The sequence below is a fragment of the Alphaproteobacteria bacterium genome (genome assembly GCA_033762625.1).
Classification (GTDB): domain Bacteria; phylum Pseudomonadota; class Alphaproteobacteria; order UBA9219; family RGZA01; genus RGZA01.
Genome location: JANRLI010000003.1, coordinates 1 through 24,074 on the forward strand (window position 1 = coordinate 1; position 24,074 = coordinate 24,074).

The following is a 24,074-nucleotide window of genomic DNA, read 5'->3' on the forward strand; positions in this document are numbered from 1 at the left end:
CTAATATCTTGCGTGTCTCATGGGCCGATTTTTTCTTCCACCACCCACTTAATTCATCAAGCAAGGTTAGTTTGTGCGCAAACTTTTCATTGAGTGTGACATCTGGAATGTCACCGCCAGCAGGAACATAAAGGCAATGAAGCTCCGTTTTATCGGGAAGGGTTGCGTGAATATGCCGGCAATCATCCTTGCCCGCCCAACGCTCAATAGAAAGATTGGCAAGTGGCACACGCGATAAAATGGCAACGCCATTATACCCCTTCATGCCGTGAATATGCTGGTGCTTATAGCCAAGCCCTGTAAACGCATCGCGCGGGAATAGTTCATCAGGTGTTTTGGTTTCTTGTAAACACAAAACGTCTGGCTGGTGTTCGCTCATAAACCGCTTCACCATATCCTGGCGAAGACGTACAGAATTGATGTTCCACGTTGCTATTCGCATTAATTGATGCGTCCGCCGTGCATGTTCGGGTCACGGTAGAAAAAGGTGGAGGATGGAATGGATACATCCATGACCTGATTATAAATGGCTACACGGGTTTCAATGCCTTGTGCATCCACAACCCGCCAGTTCTTGAGTTTTAACGGCCTGTCCTCGAATTCCAGTGTGATTGAACCTGCCGCAGGGTTGTCTTTTTGCGCAAGAGTCATTTGAATAGCCGCAGGGTATTTCTTAAGTTCAGTAACGGTCACATCACCGCTATTCAGTTTTAAATCATCGCGTAAGATGATATCGGCAAGCGATGAGCCAAGTGGAATGCTCGATCCTGTTTTGGCTTGGCCATCCCATACATGCACAAATGCACCATCTGCAACCAACAGGTTTTCATTCGGCGGCGTATATTCAAGCCGCATTTTGCCGGGACGCGAAATCGCAACCTTGCCATTGGCAGCCGAACCATCCGCCATCGTTTGCGTGAAATCTGCACGCATGGTCTTGATGCTATTCAGGTAGGTCTGAATGCGTTCAATTTCATCCTTATCGCCGGTCTTGATTTCCGCAACTTCATCATCAGTGGGTTTAGCAGGCTTATTTACGTTACCGGCTTTTGACAGCTTCTGCATCAGCGAATTGCCAGGCGAATACGTACCGTCTTTTTCGATTTCAGCGAAACCAAAAGTCGGGGCGACGCAAAACAGGATAATGAGGAGGATGTGTTTCATGGAGCCATTATAACAGAATTTTTTTACCGAAAAGTAACGTAAAACCTATTCTACGATTGATATAACCTTCTTGGAACAAGATTATGTCTGTTTCATGAAAAAGTCTTGAGTCAAATAATACCGCGCGATTAGCCTGATACGGAATGATAGTGGGGGTGGCATTATTTCTTGTTAAGAATTCACGCGCTGCATCTTCGTTCTGGTTATAGGTCTTGAAATCCCAATCGGCTGGTGTTGGTTTATCCCAAATGATCATACCGCCGCGTTGCGGGTCCTTATTTGCTTCATCGGGTGTAACCCAAAAATTGATGTTGATGGTTGCAAAATCCGCGTGTAAGCCAATGCCTTTCATTGTGCTATCATACTTAAACGCCCAGAATTGAAGCAGCGACATATCGCCTAGCAATAATGACAGTGACGTTTTCAATTCATCAATAATTTGTGCCAACAAGGGCGATCCTATCCCATGCTCGGGAAGTGCACCAAGGTAGCCGTTTTTATAGACTCGTTGCCAGATGGTAGAGCCCCACGCAAATTTTTGTAAGCTGTGCAGGGCATCACGCGTTAAAAAATTATCAATCACCACGATACGCGGCGAGTTTTCAATCCACTGCTGCATGATAGATTGCCATTTAAGATTGGGGTTCAGTGCATGGCTCTCTGTCCGCTGGGCTTCCGTAATTGTATAATTATTTAGGCTATCATGAAGATAGGCCATCTGCTCTTGATCATGCCGGATTTTGTGCGGCGCCGCATCATCACTGCGTTGGTATGTACGTTTTGCATATTCGCGCAACGCTGCAAAACCTTCATCACAAAAACCCATTTCACATAATGTGGTGCCAAGGTTTTTATACGGAATAGCAGTCTCAGGATTAACGCCTATCGCCTTGCGAAAAAGGCTTGCAGCATCTTCAAGTTTTCTATGAACTAGAAAAATGCGACCCAGCTCGTTCAATGCAATTACATTGCCTGGATCGCGTTTTAGTACCAGGTCATAGGTATTTTGGGCTTCGTCAAGCTTGCCATTCTGGAATTGAATGGAAGCTTGCGTAATCAAGTGATTTATAGCTGAAGCATTATTGTTGAATAGAAACATGTTCGCGGCATGAATGGGGTATTGCTAATCATCGCTGATACTGCGCCCAAGTATCTCGCGCTTGCCCACATGGTTGGGTGCGCCCACAACACCTTCCTTTTCCATTTGTTCCATCAATCGCGCCGCGCGGTTATACCCGATTTGCAAATGGCGCTGGATAAAGCTGGTGCTTGCTTTGCGTTCACGCAATACAATATCCACAGCCTTGTCATATAGCTCATCCCCGGATGACGTGTTGCTGCCAATCATGGTGCTTTCACCATCGCCGCCTTCGGTCTCCTGGGTAATTTCTTCAAGATATTCAGGTTCGCCGCCTTGCTCTTTCAGGAAGTTAACAACTTCCTCGACTTCCTTATCGCTTACAAATGGGCCGTGCACGCGCGTAATACGTCCACCACCAGCCATGTATAACATGTCACCTTGCCCCAGCAATTGCTCTGCACCTTGCTCGCCTAAAATGGTGCGGCTATCGATTTTGCTGGTGACTTGGAAGCTCACGCGTGATGGGAAGTTCGCTTTAATCGTACCGGTAATGACGTCAACCGATGGACGCTGGGTTGCCATGATAATATGGATGCCCGCAGCACGCGCCATTTGCGCAAGACGCTGAATGGTGGCTTCAATATCCTTACCAGCAACAATCATTAAATCGGCCATTTCATCCACAATAACCACAATGAACGGCAAATCTTTCAAATCAAGTGGTTGATCTTCGAAAATAGGCTTGCCTGTATCGGGGTCGAACCCGGTTTGCACCTTGCGCATCAAAGTTTCACCGCGATCACGCGCTTCCTTCACACGCATATTATAGCCGTCAATGTTGCGTACGCCCAGTTTAGACATGGCGCGATAACGCTCTTCCATTTCGCGGACAGTCCATTTTAACGCAACGACCGCCTTTTTGGGCTCGGTTACAACCGGCGCCAGCAAATGTGGAATACCTTCATAGACAGATAATTCGAGCATCTTGGGATCGACCATAATGAAGCGGCATTCGCGCGGGCTGTACCGATACAGCAGCGATAAGATCATGGTGTTGATCGCAACCGATTTACCCGAACCTGTTGTACCGGCAACCAGCAAATGCGGCATGCGCGCAAGGTCGGCAACCACGGGGCTGCCGCCGATATCCTTGCCCATTGCTAGCGGCAATTTACAGGAACTTTCGGAATAGGCCTGCGACATCAGCAGTTCACGAAGGTAAACCGTTTCACGTGTGCGGTTGGGGAGTTCGATACCAATCACGTTTCGTCCAGGCACAACTGCGACGCGCACTGACAATGCGCTCATGGAACGTGCGATGTCATCGGCAAGGCCAATCACCCGGGATGATTTAATACCGGGCGCTGGTTCCAATTCATAGAGCGTGACAACGGGGCCAGGGCTAACCTCAGAAATCTTGCCTTGTACTCCGAAATCGCCCAATACGCCTTCCAGCATGCGTGCGTTTTTCTGCAAATCCGCTTCGCTTAGTTCTTCAGTCACATTACGATCTGTGTCCGGCATTTGCAGGAGTTGCAGGGGTGGTAAGGTTTCGCTTCCACGATCGCGGCTGAAATCCATGCGGGTCTGAATGGGCTTCTTGGCTTTTTTGGGCGCTGCTTTAATCTTGGTTTTGGCCTTGCTGGGCTTTTCTTCAACAACATCCAACAGGCTTTCATCCTCGTCATCATCGTCGGCTTGTAAATCAAGCTTGGGTGCTTCGCTGACATCCTGATGCGCAATACGGGCATAGGCAGTTTCCACGGCCCACCACATGAATGCGCCAATATGCACGACAACGCGCTGAATAAACCGCAGCACTATATGCCATTCATCTAGCGACAAACCGCAGCACAGATAAAGTGTCGCCAGCATCATGACGATTTGTAAAACCGCAATCGTCAGCATAATAAATTTTGGCAGCATATAATGCTGCGATATGGCTAGCGTGAACTGACCAATAAAGCCGCCAATTGGAATGCTAAGCGGGGAGAAATTGCTGCCAAGCCCGATGACCAGCGATTGCAACGCAACGGCAGAAAAACTAAGTGTTAAAATTGCTGCTGCAAGGCGCAGCAAAAACGGGCTTAGCCCCCGAAGTGTTGCAACGCGCCAAGCCCAAGCCACCATAATTATGACGAGTAGATAAGAGCCAAGCCCGAAGCTTTGTTGCAGTAAATCGCCAATAAAGCTACCCGGCCGTCCCAGCCAGTTATGAATGTTTTCAACCCCGGTATTTGCAGCGGTATTTAGGGATGGGTCATTGCTGTTATAGGTCAATAGACTAATCCAAAGCGCTGCAGCTACAGCAAACAACAGTACGCCGCCAATTTCGCAAATACGACGTATCAGAAATTCGCGTAACGAATCCGGCAACAATTGACGGTTTGATTTACTGCGTTCGTGAATCACGCGGTGGGATAAAAGTCTGCTGCTCATTAAAATTCTAACCACTCTAAGATATTGCCATGGGCATCAAGGCATGCTGCGTAAAGCGTGCCGCCCATATCCCCGCTGGCACCCTTGCCATCATCCAGCGTCAGTACATAACGGTTCTTTTCCGGCAGGGTGCAAGTTAATGCTTGGCCACGCACAATGCGGGCAAATGGTTGGTAAGCTGTTAACGCATGAATATCTTCTTCGGGCCAGCACAGTAATTCGTGTTGAACATTAAGCGAATAGGCGGGATGAAGGCCTGTAGGCACAAACGCAATATCCCTTTGCTTTAAATTATTTTGTCGGGGCTTGTACTGGGTATAGGCGGCTGTCTTCAAATTGGCAAAAAACTGTTCATGGCCCTTATGGGAGCTAATCATATGTTTAATATGATGCGTCCACTTATTCATATTAATCAGGCCTGCTTGCGCGATGGTATCAATATCGATAGCACCATATGCATTAGTATAGCATTCAAGGCCAAAGCGTTTTGCCTCCATCAGCCAAATGCCGGGGTTTTTCTGGAAGGGCAGGCGCAGTGCCTCATGCAGCAGGTCTTCGCCACGTCCATGAAGGAACGTCACATCATCAGCAAAAAAACCGGGAATAGCGATCACGCCATTGCGAAATGTGATCAGCTCGTCAATCACGGCGGTGGCTTCGCCTGTCCAGTTCGAATGTTCGCCAAGATAATTACCAAGATACACAATACGGTCGCGCGCACGAATTTTATGAACCAGCGCATCATGCAATTGGCACAATGCGCCATACTTGCCAAATATACTGCCGACCACCCACATGCGATGTGGTTTGCCCAGTGGGGCAAGTCGTTCATCACCCTTCAAGCGGGGGATTGCATGAATTCCGGTATCGAGAGGCATGAGCCAATCACGTGAGCTAAAGTTGATTCGTTTGCCGTTTAGACTAATGTGCGAATCAACTCAGGCCAACGCAGGCTGCCCAATTACACACAGCTTGTTGGTATAAAATATCCGTAAATCAAAAAACAAGCGCGGCAAATAAAAAAAACCGACCCCCTTCGGGACCGGTCCCATAGCATTTTCCACGTAAGTGGAAACCGGTTGAGTGCAGAAAATGCTATTTACATAAAATAAGGGCGTATCCTTGTGGGATACGCCCGAAGTTTTACCACCTTAAACGGTTTGAGACGCTAAGCAGCGGCTTTTTCAGAAGCTTTATCTGCCTTGGAAGGCTTATCTTTACCCAGAACAGTTTCCAGCTTTTCAGCGGCCTTGCCTTGGTCAATCTTTTCAATCGCAGCGAGTTCGCGAGCCAAACGGTCTAATGCCGATTGGTAAATCTGGCGTTCGCTGTAGGATTGTTCTGGCTGTTCGTTACCACGGTGCAAATCACGAAGAACTTCTGCAATCGCAACAGGGTCACCAGAATTGATTTTCGTTTCGTATTCCTGGGCGCGGCGGCTCCACATGACACGGCGAATTCGCACGCGGCCTTGCAAGGTTGCCATCGCATCCTTCATACGATCCTTTGATGAAAGACGACGCAGACCAGAAACTTCTGCCTTAATCACGGGGACCTTTAAAATCATACGGTCATTTTCGAATGAAATTTTGTAAAGCTTCACGCTTTCTGGCTTCATGGTTTTGTTCAGCGCAGGAACGGTTGCTTCTTCAACGCCAACAACGAGGCCAACGCCGTGAACAGGGTACACAACAAAATCGCCCTTTTTGAATTCAGAGAGCTTGGTAGCAGGGGCGGCCTTCATTGGAACGACCTTGGCTTCAACTGCTTTAACAGGGGCCTTAGCAGCAGGTGCCTTTGCCTGGATCTTCGCGCCAATCTTAGCGCCGATAGCGGACTTTGATTTAGATTGTACTGATTTAGAAACGGTCTTTGTCGCCGTCTTAACTGTTGCCTTCGTAGCCATGTGGACTCCCTTTAAGAAACAGACACAATTAATTACCTGAGTTAATTTCGTGAAAAATATCACCAGCGGAATTAACACCAACATTGTGCTTAAATTTTGTGCGTCTTACGGCAAAGGTAAAAACAAGCGGTACAGATTTCTATCTATCTGTTATCAAACGCTTTTATTTTTCGGAAAAGACGTTGAGGCTGCTTGAACCCCAAACTTTTATCCCAAACCTTAACAAGCCCCTTAACCCAGAAACGCGCCAAACCTCAATCACCAACGCAATATAACAGCGAAAGTATTGATTTCAAAACCTTTCATGCAGGTTTTTAGTTTCGTTAGTACTTTTTTTACCCGCTCAGTGGCAGCGGGGGCACGGCGGAGAGTCTCAAACCGTCTAAAGCTTGGTTTTACGCCACAGCCTTTGCAAGACGCACGACGTTATCATCCTTGCTTTCAGCAGCCATAATTCCAGCAACCATGCGGATAAGACCGGCATATTTTTGGTCAGCAGGGCGGCGGAAATCATAAAGGATGCGGTCTTCATAGCCTGAGATCCAAAGCGCTTCTGGATTTCTGCGGGCAATCACCAAATCAGCAATGGTTTCTGCTTCGTATGGAGAGCGGTGCGATTTCATGATAACGAGGCCATCACCCAAAATGCCTTCCAATGTAGCGCGCACATCAGGCGTGAACATTTCGGCTACTGCATCGGGCAGCTTTAATCCATCAATCACGCTTACGACTTCCATCTTGCCCCATTCGGTGGACATGGAGAAACGTGATTTCGATGTGTCGGATAAACCGCGCATTGCGTCACTGTGAATGCGCCATGCTTGTTCAACCGGAAGCGAGAACGCCTTATGGCCTTCAATATCGCGGCCTTGGAACACATATTTGAACTTGATACCCATGCGACGCAATTCTTCGTGGAGAAGGTGCAAGGCTTCGGCGTTATCGTTTACATGGCTGATGATTGGAGTTTGGTTTTCGATTGTCAGGAAGTTCAGCGATGTTAAACGCTTGATCGCGTCATAGCTGGTCTTCATCCATTTGTAGCCAATACCGCTCTCATTCGGGATGTAATCGCCATTTGCATCGCGCTCTAGGAATTCATCGGGGTGCGTAAAATGCGCAACCAGATTGATATGCATGTCCGGGTAACGCTGATTGATGATCTTGAAGGTATCAACAAATGCCTGATCAGCACGTTCCGGGCGGAACGCCAATTCTTTCGAACCCATACGCATGAGCCATACTTTTGCTTGGCCTGCTGCTTCCATGAAGCGATATAAGGAGAAGTTAGGAAGTACGAGCGGGTCGCCGCCAGACAGCAATACTTCGCGGATCGGGTAACGCTTGGCACCGGTTTCAGGATCAACGCCGCCATTTTCTTCCAGATTGTCGTTGTACTGAACGATGTAGTCACGAAGCTCTTCTGGGCGGATGCTGGTCTTGCCGGTGTCCTTGTTGAACAAATCTAAACGGTAGCAATAACGGCAATGCGCGGAGCAGGTTGGCGAAGCATAACCAAGCACAATTTCATCGTATTTATGCAATAGCTTGCCATGGTACCCGCTGTTGTCGCCAGGCGTATAACGCATCTGGTTCGATGGGTCTTTTGCGCCGGCAATATCGGCGGTTTCTTCAAGACGAGGCAAAATCAATGCGCCAATCGCTTTGGAAGGTGGCATTTCTGGAACCAGAATTTCACCTTCTGTGGTCTTTAATTCTTCGCCCATTGCAAGCGCTTGGTAATGCGGGTTAATCCCGAACATCATGCGTTTATCAACGCCGGCATCTTTCATCTTCTGGAACTTTTCTTCGCCATAGATCGCCAGCATCAATTTAGAGACGCGTGCATGTTCGAAACGGCCGCGAAGGGGAGCAACATGCTTCAAGCTAGATTTTGGAACGGTGACATCGACCTTCATTTTCGGTGCGGTGGCCATTTATACAAATCCTCATAAGTTGGTTGCAATTCAGTCAGGTAGAAACAAGCCCTGTCCAAAAAGTGCGCAATTGTTAACTGATTTGGGTATGATTTGTCACTTTTTAGGTTCGCAACTGCGAAGAGCACGATTTTGTTAGAAAAAGCGCGAATAATCATTGTTTTTCAATAGCTAAACGAAACTGTTGCAGACCTGTTTTAGACGCAACGCAGAATAAAATTACTTTCGCGAAAATAAAAATCAGTGCCATAACATACCGCGCTATGCGCCATCAGATGCCTTTGTAAGCGGAACGAGTTCTGATTTGCAAAACTTGATAAACGCATGCCCGAAATATAGAAGTGTATTTGGAAAAACCCTGAAAGGATCATGCTTCCATGAAATTCACTAACATCCGTGCTGTCGCGCCTTCTTCTACATTGCTTACCAATGAACAATCCAAGCGCCGCGAAGCAGAAGGTAAAAATGTTTACAAATTCGGCTTTGGCCAATCACCATTCTTGCCATTGCAACGTGCGCGCGATGAACTGGCACGCAGTGCAGCTGCTACCGATTATACCCCTGTTGTGGGTCTGCAAGCGCTTCGCGAACAGGCATCAAAGTTCCACAATGAACTTTGCGGTTTGAAATCTACCGCAAACGATATCCTCGTTGCATCAGGTTCCAAATCAATTCTGTTCACCATCATGGCATCCTTTGATAAGGCAGATGTGCTTATTCCAGCGCCAGCGTGGGTTTCCTATGAACCACAAGCGCATTTATTGAAGCATCCGGTTGTGCGCGTACCAACTACATTTGCTGGCCGCTGGCGCGTAACGCCTGACGCATTGGAACAATGCCTCAAGACACGTCCAACACCATCTGCTCCAGCTATTCTGGTAATCAACTATCCCGGTAATCCGGAAGGCCTGACCTACACCGCGAATGAACTCAAAGCGCTTGCCGAAGTTTGCCGCAAGTATCAAGTGCTGGTTATTGCCGATGAAATCTACGCACTGCTTAACCACAAGGCGGAATACAATTCGCTTGCTCACTATTATCCGGAAGGCACGATTATTACGACGGGTCTTTCCAAATGGGCAGGTGCAGGTGGCTGGCGTTTGGGTCTTGCTATTCTGCCATCCGATATCGATCCTGAATTCAAGAAATCCTATGCAGGTATCGCATCTGAAACCTATTCGTGTGCGCCAGATCCAATTCAGCGCGCAGCAGTTGTGGCTTACCAGAATGATGCGCAAACCGCACAGTATTTGCAGCAGCAACGCCAAATCCTTTCCAAGATTGGCAACAGCTTCCAGCAAACATTGTCATCTGCCGGCATTCAGGTTCATGCACCCGAAGGTGGTTTCTACTTATATGTAGATTTCTCCCCGATGCAGGAACAAATCCGCGCACAAGGGCTCCAAACATCCGAACAAATGTGCGCCAAGCTCATCCAAGATACTGGCGTTGCATTGTTGCATTCCGCTGGCTTCGGTTTGCCGGCTGATCATTACTCAGCACGTCTTGCTTATGTTGACTTTGGTGGTACCAAGACCGAAGAAAACGCTGAAGCGATGCTTGCTGATATGCGCAACGGTGCGTCGGCTGATGCAGTTGTTGAAAAATACGCTAAGCACGCCATGGAAGGCGCGCAGCGTCTTGCAGACTGGGCGTCCTCGATCTCAAAGGGTCAGAAGAAGGCTGCTTAATTACTCAGACGCCGTAGGGCTTCGTCCGCATAAGCGGACGGGCCAGCGGTCGCAGGCCTTAGCAGGGCCGGTTGCAGGAACCGCAGAGGCATCACAAAAAAAAGGGGCAGATTTTTCTGCCCCTTTTTCTTTGAATGTTGTGAACTACTTTACTTACCAGGGTTCTTGCTGAAATGCGTTTCGAACTTGTTCTTCACACCCTTGAATGCGTCAGCATCAGCTGGTGCTGGCTTCTTGCGGGTGATGTTTGGCCATTGGTTTGCGTATTCGCGGTTCATCTCCAGCCATTTTTCAGCAACCGAATTGGTGTCTGATACAATGGCTTCTGCGGGGCATTCTGGCTCGCATACGCCGCAATCGATGCACTCATCCGGGTTGATGACCAGCATGTTTTCCCCTTCATAGAAGCAATCCACAGGGCAAACTTCAATGCAATCCATGTACTTGCAGCGAATGCAGAGTTCAGTAACAACATAAGGCATACGGAAAACATCCTTTAAGCTAGACGAGAGCGGTAATGTTTGAGATTATAAGAAAGAGGGTATTCGTTTAGCGTTTCTTAAAGACGAAATCCAGTGATTTTTGCGGTAATTCATGCTGGTTTTCTAGTGCATTGCAGCAAAATGATAAATAGTTGATAGGACATTTGTATGTTGGCTTATACGCCTGAAATCGCAACAAACACAGCAGCACTTTACAAGAAAGTTGCAAAGGTTATTCCAGAGATTGAATGGCCATTTCACGCCCCTTATATCGCCGAAATCAACCGCCTCAAACGTGAGCAGGGCGCAGTGATTCTTGCGCATAATTACCAGACACCGGAAATCTATCACTGTGTGGCCGATTTTGTAGGCGACAGTTTGCAGCTGGCGCGCGAAGCCGCCGAAACGAAGGCATCCACCATCATCATGGCGGGGGTGTACTTCATGGCTGAAACCGCAAAGCTGCTAAACCCGGAAAAGAAAGTTCTAATCCCTGATGAACGTGCAGGCTGCTCGCTTGCTGAATCCATTACTGGCGCGGATGTGCGTTTACTGCGCGAAAAATACCCGGGTATTCCGGTGGTTACATATGTCAATTCGTCGGTGGATGTAAAAGCTGAATCCGATATCTGCATTACGTCGGGTAATGCTGTGCGCGTTGTTGAAGCGATTGCAAAGGAACGCGGCGTTAACAAGGTCATCTGTTTGCCGGATGAATATCTCTCCAACTACATCGCAAAGAATACTAAGGTTGAAATCATCAGCTGGAAGGGGCACTGCGAAGTCCATGAACGCTTTACCGCCCAAGAATTGCGCGATTACCGCAAAAGCTATCCGGGCGCAATTATTCTTGCGCATCCCGAATGCCCGCCTGATGTATTGAATGAAGCGGATTTTGTCGGTTCTACCTACCGCATGAGCAAGTATGTCAGTGATAATAAACCCGCCAAGGTTATTATGATTACTGAATGCTCCATGAGCGATAATGTCGCCATCGAAAATCCGGATGTTGAATTTGTTCGCCCATGTAATCTCTGCCCGCATATGAAGCGCATTACGCTCGCCAAAATACTGGAATGCTTGCAGGGCGGTGGTAAGGAAGTAACAATTGAACCGCAGCTTGCAACCCGTGCAAAGCTGGCAGTCGAACGCATGCTGGCGGTGCCGCATGGCTGATAACGGAAAGCTTGCCAATCTGCGTAGCCAAATCGATGCGATTGATAACCAGCTCCTCGACTTGCTGCGTGCACGTGCCAACGTGATTGAAGAAGTGCGGGCTGTGAAGGGTAAACAGGCGGTTTATATTCGTCCCGGCCGCGAAGCATCGATGCTGCGCGTGTTGGTCAAACAACCGATGGGCCATTTACCACCCGGGCTAGTCCACCGCCTGTGGCGCGAGATGATTGGGGCATTCACATTGCAAGAAGGCATGATGAAGGTTGCTTTGCCTGATATTGATGGCGAGCAAGGATTTTGGGATATCGCCCGCGACCATTTCGGCAGTTTTACGCCGATGCAATCCTTTTCAAATCCCACTTCCGCGCTGCGTGCCGTTATCAATAACACACATCAGCTCGCGGCGCTTCCGTTTCCGCGTGAAGGCGATCATGATATTTGGTGGCGTTTGTTGCTGGCTGAGCAAGAAACCATTCCCAATCTCTTTTATGCGTTCCCGTTCGATGGCATACGCGGCAATGCGCGAAAAACCGATCATCATGGCGTAGTGATAGGCGCTATTCCCCCTGAAAGCACCGGCCAAGACCGCAGCGTATTGGTTTTGGAATGGCAAGACATGGCCGATAAAAAAGCAGCGGATGCGATATGCGATAATTTACCATTCACTAAGGTAACCCATGTATTCGTGCCTGCTGGCAAAGATCCGGCTTGTAGCTGGATGGAGCTGGACGGGTTTGTTGAACGCGCGGATGCGCAAGTGGCGGCATGGGTTCAGGAACATAAACGACATTTATTGCGTCATAAAATTATTGGCGCATATCCTGTCCCCTTAAAGTAACGAGCGCTTTATGCCCCCAAAACCGCTTTCATTCTTGCAAGGCATGGAAGGCTATATCACTCCACAAAACAAAGTGGATGATAACGGCTTTAAATATCGCCTGTGCTATAACGAAGGTGCTTATGGTCCCAGCCCTAAAGCGCTGGAAGCCGCCAAAGCCGCGCTTGCCCAAAGCCACCGCTATCCCGATATAAACTATACAGATTTGCGCAAGGCGATTGCCAATAAATACACCCTTGATGCCAGCCGCATCGTGTGCGGTGTGGGTTCGGATGAACTCATCAGCGTATTGGTAAATGGCTACGTCAAAGAAGGGGATGAAGTTATCATCAGCAAATACGGCTTTTCGCTTTATGAAGTTGCAACCAAATTAGTAGGCGGCAAACCCGTATTCGTAAATGAAAACGATTTGCGTATGGATTTAAGCGCGATGTTGAAAGCCGTTACGAAAAAAACGCGCATGGTATTTATTGCTAATCCCAATAACCCGACCGGTGATTGCATCTCGCGCAGCGACATCCATGCGTTTTTATGCGAACTACCGGATGATATTATATTTGTGTATGATGCAGCTTATGCTGAATATATCGATGATGAAGATTATTCCGACGGCTTTGAATTCGTGGGCGAAGAAGGCCGCGTGGTCACTTTACGTACCTTTTCAAAAATTTATGGGCTTGGCGGGTTACGCGTTGGTTACTCCTACGCTCCGCGCGCGATTGCCGAATGCATGAATATCGTACGCAAGCCTTTCAATGTATCGCGTGTGGGTGAAGCGGCGGCGATTGCCGCGCTTGGTGATGATGAGTTTGTTAAAAAAAGCCGCACGCATAATGTAATCTGGCGTGAAAACCTCTTGAATGCATTGGTAGAGTTTGGAACAAAGCCTTATGACAGCAAGGGTAATTTCGTTTTGAACCGCTTTAAATCTGCTGAACAGGCGGCCGCGATGTTCAACCATCTAAAAACCAATAGTATTTTGGTGCGGCCAATGGCGGGTTATGGCCTTCCGGATTGTTTACGCTTTACAGTTGGCCAAGAACACGAAATGCTTGCGTTGTTCGCGGCATTCAAAAACTTTAACTGGAACTGATGTATTGGAAGTAAGTATGGGGACTGACACGCTTGGCATCATCGGGATTGGCGCATTCGGCGAATTTATTTTGCCGCATCTTTCTGCGCATTTTAAAACCAAAATTTACGATAAGTTGCGCAAGCCCACGGATTTGGAAAAGATTGCCAAGAAGCATAATGCTAAATCCGTAACCAGACTGAAGGATTTATGCGACAGCGATGTGATTTTAATCGCGACGCCCGTGAGCACTTTCGAACCGATTATCAAGGAAATTAAACCGCATCTGCGCAAAGGCCAATTGGTGGTCGATGTTGGCTCGGTAAAGGAACTTCCAGCTAAAATCCTCAAGAAAAACCTGCCAGCAGGTGTTGATATTATTGGCCTTCACCCGCTATTCGGTCCGCAATCTGGCAAGAATGGAATTAAAGGTCTCAATATCACCGTATGTAATGTGCGTGGCAAACGTAATGCGAAGCTGATCAATTTCTTTAAGAAAAAACTTGGCTTGAATGTCATTGAAACCACGCCAACGGAGCATGATAAGGAACTGGCATACGTTCAGGGCCTTACACATCTTATTGGTAAGGTCTTTGTCAGCCTGAATCTTGCGCCGTTCAAGCAAACCACCAAAACCTATGAACTGCTCAAGCAAATGGTGGAAATGGTGCGCTATGATAGCGATGAGCTGTTCCGCACCATTGAACGCGACAATTTATATACTGCACACGCTAAACGCGCGTTTTTTGATGCGGTAAAAAAGCTGGAAAAGAAGCTGGCCAAAAAATAAGTGAGCGTTATTTAACCGCCAGCATGCGCAGCACAACACCGCGCGCCGGTTCGGGGTTTCGTTCATCGGGCACGCGTTCTACTTTGCTAAAACCGGCTTCGCGTAATACGCGGCCCAGCTTTTTTTCATCAAACCCGTTCACATGGCCCATGCCGGGAATATGATGTTCTTTGGGGTTAACCCAGCCGCCAAAGATGCACAGCATCGCGTTTTCAAACGGATCATCGGAAAAGAAATGCAACCATGGCACATTGGCTTTTTCATTCCAGTCATCATTCACAATGCGCTCCGCCAGCCAGCGGATATCAGGGCAGGTGACGTCCAGCACGCCGCCGGGTTTGGTGATGCGGTAAATTTCTTTCAACACTTCCGGCATTTTGAATTTATTGATGTGTTCAATCACATCGCCAAGGAAAATTTTGTCTGCCACATTGCTTTCGATGGGATAGGGCACATTCAGCAAATCATGCTGCAAATTCACATGTGGCCATTTGTGCAGATCCATACGGATATCTGCAAAGACGCGTGGGTTCGGGCCGCTACCGATATCGATAATCATAATTGGCCTTAAATGTGGTTATTAAATATGAATGGGGCGGCCTTCCACTGCAAGCGCAGCTTCCTTCACAGCTTCATTCAGCGTGGGGTGCGCATGGCATGTGCGCGCAATATCTTCGCTTGATGCGCTGAATTCCATTGCCAATGCAACTTCGGCAATCATGGTTCCAGCATCGGGGCCAAGAATATGACAGCCCAAGACCTTGTCGGTTTTTGCATCTGCCAGAATTTTCACGAAACCGTCAATATCGTTCATCGCACGCGCACGGCCATTGGCGGAGAACGGGAATTTGCCAACCTTGAAATTGATGCCTGCTTTTTTAAGCTCATCCTCGGTTTTGCCAACGCTGGCAATTTCGGGCCAGGTGTACACAACACTTGGAATAGCATCATAATTGATATGGCCGGATTGACCCGCCATCATTTCCGCGCATACAACGCCTTCGTCTTCGGCCTTGTGGGCCAACATCGGGCCTGCAATCACGTCGCCAATCGCATAAATACCTGCAACATTGGTTTCAAAATTATGTCCAACCTTGATGCGCTTGCGCTCATCCATTTGTACGCCAACCGCTTCAAGGCCCAGCCCTTCGGTGTAGGGTCGGCGACCAATGCATACCAATACAATATCGGCATCCAGCTTTTCAGCATTACCGCCGGCAGCGGGTTCAACGGTCAGTGTTACTTTGCCGCCATCTTGCTTTGCGCCAGTTACCTTGGATGACAGGCGGAACTTCATGCCCTGCTTTTCCAGAATTTTCTTCGCATTCGTTGCCAAATCGGCATCCATGCCGGGCATCAGGCGGTCAAGGAACTCAACGACGGTCACTTCCGAACCAAGACGCTGCCATACAGAACCGAGTTCCAAACCAATCACGCCGCCACCAATGACGATCAGCTTCTTTGGAACGGATGAAAGGGATAATGCGCCGGTCGATGATACGATTTGCTTTTCGTCTACTGTTACGCCGGGAAGCGGCATAACATCGGAGCCCGTTGCGATAAGAATTTTCTTTGCACTGACGGTTTCCTGCTTACCATCTGCGCCAGTTACTAAAACTTTGCCAGCCGCCGGAATGCTACCTTTGCCTTTAAGGCGTGTAACTTTGTTTTTCTTGAACAGGAAGTCGATGCCGGCAGTGTTATCTTTCACAACTTTGTTCTTATGCGCCATCATCGCATTTAAATCGAGTGTAACGGAGCCTAGCTTTACGCCATGCGTCGCAAGGCTGTGTTGTGCTTCGTGGTATTTCTCAGAGGAGGTGAGTAGTGCCTTGGATGGAATACACCCAACATTCAGGCAAGTGCCGCCCAAAGTATCACGCATTTCAACGCATGCGGTTTTCATTCCCAGTTGCGCTGCACGGATGGCAGCGACATAACCACCAGGGCCGCCGCCAATAACGACGAGGTCAAACGATTGTTCAGACATTTTGTTTCCTTGGATTGTTTCTAAGTATTAAAGGTCGAGCAACATACGTGCCGGATCTTCCAGGCATTCCTTCACCTTCACGAGGAAGGTTACTGCTTCACGACCATCGATAATCCGGTGGTCATAGGAAAGTGCAAGATACATCATCGGGCGTACTACGACCTGGCCATTTACGACCATCGGGCGTTCCTGAATTTTATGCATGCCCAAAATACCTGATTGGGGCGGGTTCAAAATCGGTGTGCTCATCAATGAACCATAGATACCGCCATTGGTGATGGTAAAGGTACCGCCGGTCAGTTCATCCATCGAAAGTTTGCCATCGCGGGCTTTCACTGCCAGCTTGCTGATGGTCTTTTCAATATCGGCAAAGCTCAATTGGTCGGCATCGCGCACAACAGGAACGACAAGGCCCTGTTCGGTGCCAACGGCAACACCGATATCGTAATAATTCTTGTAAACCAGATCATCGCCATCGATTTCAGCGTTTACTGCTGGCAAAGCTTTTAATGCCTGAATGCACGCCTTCACAAACAGCGACATGAAGCCCAGCTTTACGCCGTGCTTCTTTTCGAAGTTTTCGTTGTATTGCTTACGCAGCGCCATCAGGTTGCCCATATCCACTTCATTAAAGGTGGTAAGCATTGCGGCAGTATTCTGTGCTTCCTTCAAACGCTGCGCGATGCGTTGACGAAGGCGTGTCATCTTTACGCGTTCTTCTTGGTCTGCACGGCTGCGTGGGCCTGATGGTGCTTTTGCAGCAGCAGGCGCAGCCTTGTTCGGTTGCGCCATGTAATTCTGTACATCTTCCTTGGTCAAACGGCCATCTTTGCCGCTGCCTGCACCAATTGATGCGGGGTTGATGTTGTTATCATCGGTCATTTTGCGCACGGATGGTGAAAGTGCCTGATTTGCACTTTGTGACGCTGCTTGCGGCGCTGGTGCTGCTACTGGTGCGGCAGCAGGTGCTGCGGTTTTATTTGCATTGGCAGCAGAAGCTTTCAAGGCAGCCGCATCAGCTTCACCAATGGTGCCAAGCAATGCGCCAACGGCGACATTGCCTCCTTGTTGCACATTGATTTCGGTGATCACGCCAGCGGTCGATGCGTTGACTTCCAGCGTAACTTTGTCGGTTTCCAGTTCGACGAGGGGTTCATCCACCTTAACAACATCGCCAACTTTTTTGAGCCATTTGGCAACAGTGGCTTCGGAAACGGATTCACCAAGAGCAGGTACACGAATTTCGACGGGCATAGGAAAAAACTCACCTTAAAGGGATATGAACAAGTGACGCATATTCCTAAAAAACGAGCCTTTTCGCAAGCTTATTTGACTAACCCCTTATGCTAAAGGGCTTACTTGCCAAGCGCCTTGTCGATCAGTTCTGCTTGTTCCTTGTTATGGCGTTTCAGATAGCCCGTAGCAGGCGATGCGGCGTCGGGGCGGCCCGCATAGCTTGGGCGGTCTTTGCGGCCCGCCTCATTCAACGCTGCCTCAATGCGGCGATCGGCGTACAGCCAAGCACCCATATTGGCGGGTTCTTCCTGACACCATACAACATCGGCTTTGGGATAACGCTTGAATTGTTCAGCTAGTGGCTTGGTGGGGAAGGGGTATAATTCTTCCACACGAATAATCGCCACATCCTTGATGCCGCGGGTTTCACGTTCCGCAATCAAGTCATAATAGACTTTACCGGTGCACAAGATAACGCGACGTACTTTCTTCTCATCAATCGCTGTATTGGTTTCAGGAATGATGCGCTGGAATTTCGTGCCAGGGCCCATATCTGCCAATGGGGATACGCACAGTTTATGACGCAGCAAAGATTTTGGTGTCATCAAAATTAGTGGTTTGCGGAATGGACGGCGAACCTGACGCCGCAGGATATGGAAGTAGTTTGCGGGTGTGGTGCAATTTGCAACCTGCCAGTTATCTTCTGCCGATAATTGCAGGAAGCGTTCAAGACGAGCGGATGAATGCTCGGGGCCCTGTCCTTCATATCCATGGGGCAGCAACAGCGTGAGCCCCGACATACGCAGCCACTTCGTTTCAGATGATGAAATGAACTGGTCAATGATGACCTGTGCGCCATTGGCAAAATCGCCAAACTGGCCTTCCCACATTACCAATGCACTGGGTTCGGTCAATGCATATCCATATTCAAAACCTAATACTGCTGCTTCGGAAAGCGGGCTTTCATATGCCTCATATACACCTTGCTTGCCAGGGCGAATGTTATTCAGTGGTGCGTAACGCTTTTCATTCGTTTGGTCGGTTAGCACCGAATGGCGCTGCGAGAAGGTGCCGCGTGCTACATCTTGCCCTGATAAACGAACGTCATGGCCTTCCAGCAAAAGCGAACCAAATGCCAAAGCTTCTGCGGTGGCCCAGTCAAACCCTTGTCCGGTTTTCACCATGTCCAGTTTGGCTTCCATCTGTTTGACAATTTTCGGATTTACGTCAAAACCCTGCGGAGCTTTGCCCAGCACGTTGCCAATTTCTTTCAAGATATTGGTATCAACAGCAGTGTTACCGCTGCGGTCTTCGCCCGATGCGACTTCAAGGCCTGACCATTGGCCTTCCAACCAATCTGCTTTGTTGGGCTTATAGCTGGTGGCGGTCACGAAATCGGCTTCAAGTTTGGCAACGAAATCAGCGCGCAGCTTGTCAATTTCGCTTTGTTCAAAACTTTTCTCGGCTACCAGACGTTGGATATATAGCTCCAATGTGGTGGGCCGTGCGCGAATGTTTTTATACATTTGCGGCTGGGTGAATGCGGGTTCATCACCTTCATTGTGACCTTGGCGGCGGTAGCACACCATATCAATCACAACATCGCAGCTGAACTCCTGACGGTATTCCATCGCAATACGCGAAACATGCGCAACTGCTTCGGGGTCATCGCCATTCACGTGGAAGATTGGTGCTTGAATCATCTTCGCCACGTCCGAGCAGTAATGCGCCGATTTCGAGAATTCGGGGTTTGTGGTGAAACCGATCTGGTTATTGATAACAATATGCACGGTGCCGCCAGTGCGATAACCGGTCAGCTCTTCCAATTGCATGGTTTCAGCGATAATGCCTTGTCCTGCGAATGCAGCATCACCATGAATTAAAATTGGCACCACGCGCGCGTAATCTGCGTCAGTCAATGCTGCGCCACATTTTTTTGCACGTTGTTGGGCTTTGGCGCGTGCGCGGCCTTCAACGACAGGGTTGACGAATTCCAGATGGGACGGGTTGGGCGACAGCGTGACGTGCATCGATTTGCCACCGAATTCACGGTCGTTGCTGATGCCCATATGGTATTTCACATCGCCCGATCCTTGTACCGATTCAGGGTAGGCCGGTTGACCATGAAATTCCGAAAATACCGCCGTGTATGATTTACCCATGATATTGCACAGCACGTTCAAACGGCCGCGATGCGCCATACCGAATACGGCTTCTTCAACGCCCATCTCTGCGCCACGGTTCAACATGGTAAGAATGGACGGGATCAAGGCTTCGCCGCCTTCCAGTCCAAAACGCTTGGTACCTGGGAATTTGGTTGCGCAGAATTTTTCAAATCCTTCGGCAATGATAAGCCCTTCCAGCACATGGCGCTTTGCATCACACTCCAGTGCGGTATGCGTGTTTTCGATACGCGCTTGCAGCCAGGACTTCTTATCGTGATTTTGCACGTGCAAAAACTCGAACCCAATCGTCTGACAATACGTTTTGCGGCATACATCGATAATCTGTTGCAAGGTGGCCGATTGCAAACCAAGCACCCCATCTATGAAGATAGGCTTGTTCATGTCATCGGCAGTAAAGCCCCAAAACCCTGGATCGAGTTCAGCGATGGTTGAAGGAACCTTGATGCCCAACGGATCAAGATTAGCCATCAAATGTCCCACCGCGCGATAAGCGCGGATCATCATCAATGCACGAACGGATTGACGCGCCATGGTTTGCGCATCTTCGCTTGTATTCGCAGCGCTAAGCGCTGCCGGTTTTACGTCCTTACCCTGTCCACCTTTTACGGGTGTCGTAAAATCGCCTTTTACGCCGATTACCTTTTTATTATTGGCTTGCTTATCCCAGCTTGCGCCGCGCAATTCCTTTGCGATATTCGGCGCATCATCTTTGATGCCATCAAAAAATCCCTGCCAGCTTGGATCAACGCTGCTCGGGTCGGTTAGAAAGCGCTCATAAAGTTCGCCGATGAAATCAGCATTTGTACCGAAAAGAAACGAGAAATTGGATTGGGACATGGGATGTGTGCCTGACCATATTAAAGGGTGTTGATAAATAAGGGCGGAGCATAGCAAGAACTCGGGCGCCTTTGCAATTACAAGCCAAAATGAACAACTTTGAAAATTGTCAGCTTATAACCCATTGAATGTTTTGAGTGTGTTTTGGCCTGAAAATACTGCATTGCACTTCATGCATCGCAGCAAAACGATGCAGGAAGCGCCTGCTTAACAGCGGTTTAAGTGTGTTGTGGGATAATTATTACAAGATAGGCCATTAGGCTTATTTGGGCACACAAATGGAGAGCGTTATGAAAAAGGAAGTACTTTTCATCGTTGTTCTTGTTGTAGGCGTAATTGGTTATTTCATTCTGCACTAATCAGTGCCGGTGGGAACGCTAACAAGACATAAGCTTGCGTAATTGAGAAAATTAGGAAGGCAGCTCGCTCTAGGCGACACAAAAGCTGCCTTCTTTGTTTTCTCAATTTTCTGTTTTAAGCAGCCTTTTTTCCTTGGATCGCAGCCAGCATGGTTTCGCCAAGCTTGGCTGGATTATCCGTCACAACAAATCCCGCGCTGCGCATGGCTTCCATTTTATCCTGCGCCGAACCCTTGCCGCCGGAGATAATAGCACCAGCATGGCCCATTCGGCGGCCCGGAGGTGCCGTTACGCCAGCAATGAAGCCAGCGATAGGCTTCTTATTCTTTGCGCGCTTATAGAATTCTGCACCATCTTCTTCTGCGCTGCCGCCAATTTCACCAATCATGATGATGCCTTGCGTTTCAGGATCATTGAGGAACAATTCCAACGCATCAACAAAGTTGGTGCCATTCACTGGGTCGCCGCCAATACCGATGCAGGTGGTTTGGCCAAGGCCCGCAGCGGTGGTTTGTGCAACCGCTTCGTAGGTCAATGTGCCGGAACGTGACACGATGCCAATTTTACCGCGCTTGTGAATATGACCTGGCATAATGCCGATTTTGCATTCGCCAGGTGTAATAATGCCTGGGCAGTTTGGTCCGATCAAACGTGTCTTGGTGCCAGATAATCCGCGTTTCACACGCACCATATCCAGCACAGGGATACCTTCGGTGATGCACACGACGAGTGGAATTTCTGCATCCACTGCTTCCAAAATCGCATCCGCAGCAAATGGGGGTGGAACATAAATCACCGATGCGTTTGCGCCGGTCTTTGCAACGGCTTCGTGCACGGTATCAAAAATGGGAAGATCAAGGTGAACGCCGCCGCCTTTGCCTGGCGTCACGCCGCCAACCATCTTGGTGCCGTATGCCGCCGCTTGCTGGGAGTGGAAGGTGCCTTGCGAACCGGTAAAACCCTGACAGATAACCTTGGTATCTTTATTTACGAGAACAGCCATTTCAGTATTCCTTAAGTGTGATTTCGACGTGTTGTTTAACTAGGCAGCTTTTTTAGTGACAGCGGCGACGATTTTCTGCGCGCCATCCGAAAGGTTATCACCGGAAACAATTGGCAACCCGCTTTCTGCCAGCATCTTCTTGCCAAGGTCAACATTGGTGCCTTCAAGGCGTACAACTAACGGTACGCTTAGCTTAACTTCCTTGGACGCTTCGATAATGCCGTCAGCGATGATGTCGCAGCGCATAATGCCACCAAAGATGTTCACAAAAATTCCCTTCACGTTTTTATCAGAGAGAATAATTTTGAATGCTTTAGTCACGCGTTCTTTGGTCGCGCCGCCACCAACGTCAAGGAAGTTGGCGGGTTCACCGCCATACAACTTGACGATATCCATGGTAGCCATCGCAAGACCTGCGCCATTCACCATGCAGCCGATATTGCCATCCAGTTTAACGTAGTTCAGATCATTCTTGGTGGCTTCCACTTCGGCCGGATCTTCTTCGGTTTCATCGCGCATGCCAGAAACTTCTTTTTGGCGGAACAGCGAGTTGTCATCGAAGTTCACCTTGGCGTCCAAAGCGATAACATCGCCTGAACCGGTCACCACCAGCGGGTTGATTTCAACAATCGCGCAATCCAGTTCATTGAATGCTTTCCACATGCCTAGCAGGAATTTCACGCAGTTATTGACTTGCGCGCCTTCCAAACCCAACCCAAATGCAACTTTGCGTGCATGATAAGGCTGCATGCCCGTTGCAGGGTCAACCGAGAATTTCTGGATTTTTTCAGGATGCTTTGCGGCAACTTCTTCGATGTCCATACCTCCTTCGGTCGATGCCATCACGGTCACGCGGCTTGTTGCACGGTCAACCAGAAGACCTAAATACAGCTCGCGTTTGATGTCGCAGCCTTCTTCAATATAAATACGACCAACTTTTTGACCTGATGGTCCAGTCTGGTGGGTGACCAAGGTCATGCCCAGCATGCGCTGCGCTTCCAGCTTTACTGCGTCGATGCTTTTTACAACTTTCACGCCGCCTGCTTTACCGCGGCCGCCAGCGTGAATTTGTGATTTAACAACCCATAACGATCCACCTAAATCCTTGGCAACTTTTTCAGCTTCTTCAACAGTGAACGCAGCGCCGCCACGTGGCACGTTGACGCCGTAACGACGAAGAAGTTCTTTGGCTTGGTATTCATGAATGTTCATTGGTCTGGCCTATAAATATAAGGGGCATGCGCAAGGTTATTGCACTGCAAAAGAAGGCCTTGAAATAGCGTGATTTTAGCCCTCATGCAAGGGGCTTCCCGCATAGGCTTGTAAGAATAGCCAAACATCAACTAGCGCAGCATATACGGGCATGAGTCGCCCGAGTTTGCGTTTAGATATTAATAGGGATTTTAGCGCGGTGGGCGGCCCGGATTGGACCCGATGGAGATGATGAAAAACAGTACAGATAAGGCAACCACCACCAAACTGCCTGCAAAAGCAAAGAATAATAAAACCTGCGGCAATCCTTCTCTTGTAAACCGTAAATTGCGATAGGCATATTCCATCAACGATTTTAAATCCATCTGATCTGGATCAGCAAGGCCGGGATAGGCCGCATCAATTAAACCGGTTTGCAGAAAAATATTGGAAATCAGTTTTAAAAAGTGGCCATGCTGGCCACGCATATTTTTGAGGTCTTCGCCAAATTCAGGATTGAACATATAGCGAAGAATTTTGCCAGTTTGCGATTTTTGCTTGCCTTGTTGCTCGGTGGGTGTACCGGCAATCGGACGCTGTCCCTTAAATGGGCCCTGCTGGTTGAAGGGATCAAAGTTTGTTCCGAACATAGCCATATCCAATTGAATGAGTGCTCTAAAGGTAATCTTTTTTTAT

The 24,074-nt window shown here is 48.6% G+C and carries 20 protein-coding genes; 5 read left to right on the forward strand and 15 right to left on the reverse strand.

The features are described from left to right. From SFW65_00805 to SFW65_00835, 7 genes are all read right to left on the reverse strand, one after another. Nucleotides 1-442, reverse strand: a 442-nt coding sequence (locus tag SFW65_00805; GenBank protein MDX1921654.1) for an endonuclease/exonuclease/phosphatase family protein, incomplete at its 3' end; no start/stop codon positions are given. Next, on the reverse strand, nt 442-1,164 hold the full coding sequence (locus SFW65_00810) for an outer membrane lipoprotein carrier protein LolA (GenBank protein MDX1921655.1): 723 nt from the start codon (nt 1,162-1,164) through the stop codon (nt 442-444). The genes SFW65_00810 and SFW65_00805, both read right to left, overlap by 1 nt. A gap of 7 nt (nt 1,165-1,171) precedes the next feature. Further along, the gene (locus SFW65_00815) at nt 1,172-2,263 is read right to left on the reverse strand and encodes a tetratricopeptide repeat protein (GenBank protein MDX1921656.1); all 1,092 of its coding nucleotides are present in this window, start codon (nt 2,261-2,263) and stop codon (nt 1,172-1,174) included. A 24-nt stretch (nt 2,264-2,287) separates the two neighbouring features. Next, nucleotides 2,288-4,684 carry a DNA translocase FtsK 4TM domain-containing protein gene (locus SFW65_00820; GenBank protein MDX1921657.1) on the reverse strand — a complete coding sequence of 799 codons (2,397 nt, stop codon included), beginning with the start codon at nt 4,682-4,684 and terminating at the stop codon, nt 2,288-2,290. Next, nucleotides 4,684-5,562, reverse strand: a complete 879-nt coding sequence (locus SFW65_00825) for a hypothetical protein (GenBank protein ID MDX1921658.1) — start codon at nt 5,560-5,562, stop codon at nt 4,684-4,686. Before SFW65_00825 ends, SFW65_00820 begins: the two co-directional genes overlap by 1 nt. A gap of 290 nt (nt 5,563-5,852) precedes the next feature. After that, nucleotides 5,853-6,590, reverse strand: a complete 738-nt coding sequence (locus SFW65_00830) for a CarD family transcriptional regulator (GenBank protein ID MDX1921659.1) — start codon at nt 6,588-6,590, stop codon at nt 5,853-5,855. Nucleotides 6,591-6,985: 395 nt separating this feature from the next. Further along, nucleotides 6,986-8,527 carry a hypothetical protein gene (locus SFW65_00835; GenBank protein MDX1921660.1) on the reverse strand — a complete coding sequence of 514 codons (1,542 nt, stop codon included), beginning with the start codon at nt 8,525-8,527 and terminating at the stop codon, nt 6,986-6,988. 377 nt (nt 8,528-8,904) lie between these two features. On the opposite strand from SFW65_00835, the gene SFW65_00840 reads away from it, so the two are divergent. Beyond that, complete coding sequence (locus tag SFW65_00840) at nt 8,905-10,218, forward strand: pyridoxal phosphate-dependent aminotransferase (GenBank protein MDX1921661.1); 1,314 nt, start codon at nt 8,905-8,907, stop codon at nt 10,216-10,218. A 149-nt stretch (nt 10,219-10,367) separates the two neighbouring features. Here SFW65_00840 and SFW65_00845 read toward each other — a convergent pair whose 3' ends face one another. Next, nucleotides 10,368-10,700 (reverse strand): ferredoxin family protein, encoded by a 333-nt coding sequence (locus tag SFW65_00845; protein MDX1921662.1) that lies wholly within the window; start codon nt 10,698-10,700, stop codon nt 10,368-10,370. A gap of 168 nt (nt 10,701-10,868) precedes the next feature. On the opposite strand from SFW65_00845, the gene nadA reads away from it, so the two are divergent. Genes nadA through SFW65_00865 form a run of 4 tightly spaced genes read left to right on the forward strand, consistent with a single transcriptional unit; the run spans nt 10,869 to nt 14,576 of the window. Then, the gene (gene nadA, locus SFW65_00850) at nt 10,869-11,876 is read left to right on the forward strand and encodes a quinolinate synthase NadA (GenBank protein MDX1921663.1); all 1,008 of its coding nucleotides are present in this window, start codon (nt 10,869-10,871) and stop codon (nt 11,874-11,876) included. Continuing rightward, the gene (locus tag SFW65_00855; protein MDX1921664.1) at nt 11,869-12,714 is read left to right on the forward strand and encodes a chorismate mutase; all 846 of its coding nucleotides are present in this window, start codon (nt 11,869-11,871) and stop codon (nt 12,712-12,714) included. The genes nadA and SFW65_00855 overlap by 8 nt, the downstream gene beginning before the upstream one ends. Before the next feature lie 10 nt (nt 12,715-12,724). Further along, complete coding sequence (gene hisC, locus SFW65_00860) at nt 12,725-13,807, forward strand: histidinol-phosphate transaminase (protein ID MDX1921665.1); 1,083 nt, start codon at nt 12,725-12,727, stop codon at nt 13,805-13,807. A gap of 16 nt (nt 13,808-13,823) precedes the next feature. Then, nucleotides 13,824-14,576 carry a prephenate dehydrogenase/arogenate dehydrogenase family protein gene (locus tag SFW65_00865; GenBank protein MDX1921666.1) on the forward strand — a complete coding sequence of 251 codons (753 nt, stop codon included), beginning with the start codon at nt 13,824-13,826 and terminating at the stop codon, nt 14,574-14,576. A 7-nt stretch (nt 14,577-14,583) separates the two neighbouring features. Here SFW65_00865 and SFW65_00870 read toward each other — a convergent pair whose 3' ends face one another. The 7 genes from SFW65_00870 to SFW65_00900 all read right to left on the reverse strand — a co-directional run bounded on the left by SFW65_00870 (nt 14,584) and on the right by SFW65_00900 (nt 24,028). After that, the gene (locus SFW65_00870; GenBank protein MDX1921667.1) at nt 14,584-15,135 is read right to left on the reverse strand and encodes a methyltransferase domain-containing protein; all 552 of its coding nucleotides are present in this window, start codon (nt 15,133-15,135) and stop codon (nt 14,584-14,586) included. A gap of 21 nt (nt 15,136-15,156) precedes the next feature. Beyond that, entirely contained in the window at nt 15,157-16,566 is a 1,410-nt protein-coding gene (lpdA, locus tag SFW65_00875) for a dihydrolipoyl dehydrogenase (protein ID MDX1921668.1), read from the reverse strand. 27 nt (nt 16,567-16,593) lie between these two features. Then, the gene (odhB, locus tag SFW65_00880) at nt 16,594-17,820 is read right to left on the reverse strand and encodes a 2-oxoglutarate dehydrogenase complex dihydrolipoyllysine-residue succinyltransferase (protein ID MDX1921669.1); all 1,227 of its coding nucleotides are present in this window, start codon (nt 17,818-17,820) and stop codon (nt 16,594-16,596) included. 101 nt (nt 17,821-17,921) lie between these two features. After that, entirely contained in the window at nt 17,922-20,825 is a 2,904-nt protein-coding gene (locus SFW65_00885) for a 2-oxoglutarate dehydrogenase E1 component (GenBank protein ID MDX1921670.1), read from the reverse strand. A gap of 474 nt (nt 20,826-21,299) precedes the next feature. Next, nucleotides 21,300-22,187 (reverse strand): succinate--CoA ligase subunit alpha, encoded by an 888-nt coding sequence (sucD, locus tag SFW65_00890; GenBank protein ID MDX1921671.1) that lies wholly within the window; start codon nt 22,185-22,187, stop codon nt 21,300-21,302. A gap of 39 nt (nt 22,188-22,226) precedes the next feature. Further along, nucleotides 22,227-23,399: an ADP-forming succinate--CoA ligase subunit beta gene (gene sucC, locus SFW65_00895; protein ID MDX1921672.1), complete on the reverse strand. Its 1,173-nt coding sequence runs from the start codon at nt 23,397-23,399 to the stop codon at nt 22,227-22,229. Between the two features lie 191 nt (nt 23,400-23,590). Next, a complete protein-coding gene (locus SFW65_00900) occupies nt 23,591-24,028 on the reverse strand; it encodes a hypothetical protein (GenBank protein MDX1921673.1) in 438 nt (145 codons plus the stop codon). Nucleotides 24,029-24,074: the final 46 nt, after the last annotated feature.